The sequence below is a fragment of the Calditrichota bacterium genome, assembly GCA_013152715.1.
Taxonomy (GTDB): Bacteria; Zhuqueibacterota; Zhuqueibacteria; order Thermofontimicrobiales; family Thermofontimicrobiaceae; genus 4484-87.
Genome location: JAADFU010000193.1, coordinates 1 through 3,107 on the forward strand (window position 1 = coordinate 1; position 3,107 = coordinate 3,107).

Genomic DNA, 3,107 nt, shown 5'->3' on the forward strand with positions numbered 1-3,107 from the left:
TAAACTTTCCGGATAGCCAACCATGCCAGTATTAAAAACGACTTCGCCTGATGTTTCCCTTGCCGCACCAAATCCAAAGCCAGAAAAAGATGCACCATTCTCCAGAAGCAGACGTACTTTTTGCTTGTTTTCTAACATCTTTTCTCTCGAATAAAATTGTTCAAAAATGGGAAAATTACAAAGCAAGCAATTTCTGTTCAATCACTCGGTTTGTTGAACATGAAATGAAAATCATGCAGTAAATTCGTTGGGCTTAATAATACGAATTTTGTCGGTTAAAGTCAAGAGGGAAATGGGTTTTTTAGTTATTTGAATGTCCCTCAAAAATCATATCAGTTATTTGGATATCTGGAACAGTATCAAATGGTTCCGAGTCGTTGAAAGGAAAAATCCGCCGTAGGCGGATTAACATTTGTAGTAGCCAACGATTGTGGCATAATGACGAACTCCGAAGGAGTTCAACAAAAAATTAACCGGCACAAGTAAGGGTTTTGTGAAACAGAATCGTTTAACCCTTCGGAGTTATAGCCTCATTTTTCAATTTTTTCCCTACAAACGTTGAACGCCTTCGGCGTTCCTGGGCATAATAAATGTTTCAGTCGAAACAATCGCTCTCATTGGATTATTTTTAATTATCCTGCGCCTTCAGCGCTTCTCTTTTTGGGCATATTTTTTAAACCGAGGGCGGCTCCCTCGGCTAAATTATTTTACGCCGTTGGCGTAAGTCTGCCAGAGGCAGACACGATAAATTAGCATGGGGCAACGCCCTATGAATCAGGGGAAGGAAAAACATAATGAGCTCTGGAGGAGCGGAATAAAAAATCGGGGTTGCAAAAAAAGAAACCAAAAAAGATTATCAAGCGTAAGAAGTGATCAGAAATTTTGGGGGACATTCAGCCACTGATTAAATCCCTTGACTTTTATCGTAATGATTATTATTTTGAAATTCAAAAATATCACAAATAAAAAAATCCCATCAGGAGATCTAATAAACGAAAACAGTTTTTGCTCATTTTCGCTCTCATTTTCTTTTTCCTTTCATCCTGTGCATCTGAATCAACAAATGAAAATATCCGCGGCTACCTGCTCATCATCGGCGGGGGCAAGAGACCGGAGTCGGTGATGAAAAAGTTCATCGAGTTGGCGCACGGATTCGACGACGGAAAAATTCTCGTGTTGCCCATGGCCAGCGCAGACCCGCAAAATACCGGAGAATATCAGGCAAATCAGTTGCGCCAATTGGGAGCAAAAAATGTAGATTATTTGATTGTCTCGGCAGCCGAAGCAAATGGTGATTCCACGCTGAAAAAATTAGACGGAGTCAGCGGAATTTTCTTTTCCGGCGGCGTTCAGTCAAGAATTGTGAAAGCCATCGGCGGTACGCCTTTCGCGGAAAAATTGCAGCAACTTTACCGCAGCGGCGCGGTTATCGGCGGTACCAGCGCCGGCGCGGCGGTGATGAGCAAAATTATGATTACCGGCGACGAAAAACGACCGGACAAAAATCCGAACCGCGCGTTCAACAAAATCGAAGAAGACAATATCGCCACTGCCGCAGGTCTGGGATTTCTTGACGATGTGATTATCGACCAACATTTTGTCCGCCGCAAACGGCACAATCGGCTCATCAGTCTGGTACTGGAAAATCCAAAATTGGTGGGCATGGGCATCGATGAATCCACAGCATTACTGGTTCATCCGAATCATCAATTTGAAGTGCTCGGCGAAAACAGCGTAATTGTTTACGACGCGCGAAAGGCAAAAATCGCGCCCTTCGATTCGACACAATCTTACAATCTGGCCGCCAGCAACATCACGATGCACGTTTTGACGCACGGCTATCTTTTCGATCTGAATAAAAACGAGGTAATTGCGCCGCATGACACAGCAGAAAAATAGAGCGATCTCCCTGCCGCACACGTTAGTGATCATTTTTTCCATTATCGTCATCATCGCCGTTCTGACTTACGTCATCCCCGGCGGCAAGTACGACCGCCAGAATAAAGACGGCAGAACCGTGGTCATCGGCGATTCCTTCCGCTTCACGGAAAATGTGCCCCAGGGAATCGGCGCACTGCTGCTCGCTCCCTTTCGCGGTTTTGTTGACGCCGCGGCGATAATCGCCTTCGTCATTCTCGTCGGCGGCGCTTTCGGCGTGATTCAGAAAACCGGCGCCATCGATAGCATGATCAAATCCATCACTGCGGCGCACTCGCGTTCGGCTCTGTTGCGCAAAATGATGATTCCGCTGCTCATGATTGTCTTCGCGCTCGGGGGCTCGATTTTTGGCATGAGCGAGGAAGTGATTCCGTTCATTTTGATTTTCATCCCGCTGGCGCTGGCTTTGGGCTACGATTCGATTGTCGGGACGGCAATCCCGTTTTTGGGCGCCGGAGCCGGATTTGCCGGCGCGTTCATTAATCCGTTCACTATCGGCATCGCCCAGGGAATTGCTGAATTGCCACCGATTTCCGGCATTTTTTACCGCATTTTTTGCTGGATCATCATCACTGCCACGGCGATATTTTTCGTCTCTCGCTATGCCGCAAAAGTGAAGACAAATCCGCAAATCAGTCCCACTTTTGACCTCGATGAGGAAAAACGAAAACATTTTTCAGAAGTCGATCCGGGAAACCACTCGCTGGACAGGCATCACGCTTTTGTGCTCATTCTGTTTGCGGCGGCGCTGGTGCTGTTGGTTGTGGGCGTCCTGCAATTCAAATGGTACATTCCGGAAATTGCCGCGCTGTTTTTTGGCGCTGCTATCGTTTGTGGCATTGCCGGAAAATTGTCGCCCAACGCCATCGCAGAAAGTTTTGTCAACGGCACCAAAGACATGATGACCGCGGTGCTGGTCATCGCTTTCGCGCGCGGCATTCTCATCATTGCTTCGGACGGGCAAATTATCGACACGATTCTTTATTCGCTGTCCCGACAAATTACTCGCTTCCACCCTATTTTCGCGGGACAGGCTATGTTTCTGGTGCAAACGCTGATTAATTTTTTCATTCCTTCGGGCAGCGGACAGGCGGCGTTGACCATGCCCGTCATGGCGCCGCTGAGTGATCTGCTCGGCGTCACCCGGCAGACCGCGGTTTTAGCCTTTC

At 47.3% G+C, this 3,107-nt stretch carries 3 protein-coding genes; 2 read left to right on the forward strand and 1 reads right to left on the reverse strand.

The window, feature by feature from the left end; genetic code table 11:
* Nucleotides 1-138: carbamoyl-phosphate synthase (glutamine-hydrolyzing) small subunit (locus tag GXO74_15245; GenBank protein NOZ63010.1), on the reverse strand; the 138-nt coding region annotated here is incomplete at its 3' end.
* 984 nt (nucleotides 139-1,122) lie between these two features.
* Here GXO74_15245 and GXO74_15250 point away from each other — a divergent pair.
* Together GXO74_15250 and GXO74_15255 are read left to right on the forward strand one after the other, a co-directional pair.
* The gene (locus GXO74_15250) at nucleotides 1,123-1,899 is read left to right on the forward strand and encodes a cyanophycinase (GenBank protein NOZ63011.1); all 777 of its coding nucleotides are present in this window, start codon (nucleotides 1,123-1,125) and stop codon (nucleotides 1,897-1,899) included.
* The coding region (locus GXO74_15255; GenBank protein NOZ63012.1) for a YfcC family protein at nucleotides 1,880-3,107 on the forward strand (1,228 nt) is incomplete at its 3' end. The genes GXO74_15250 and GXO74_15255, both read left to right, overlap by 20 nt.

Coding starts and splice junctions, on each gene's coding strand:
- GXO74_15250 (NOZ63011.1), top strand. CDS start 1,123: ATGAAAAAGTTCATCGAGTTGGCGCACGGATTCGACGACGGAAAAATT.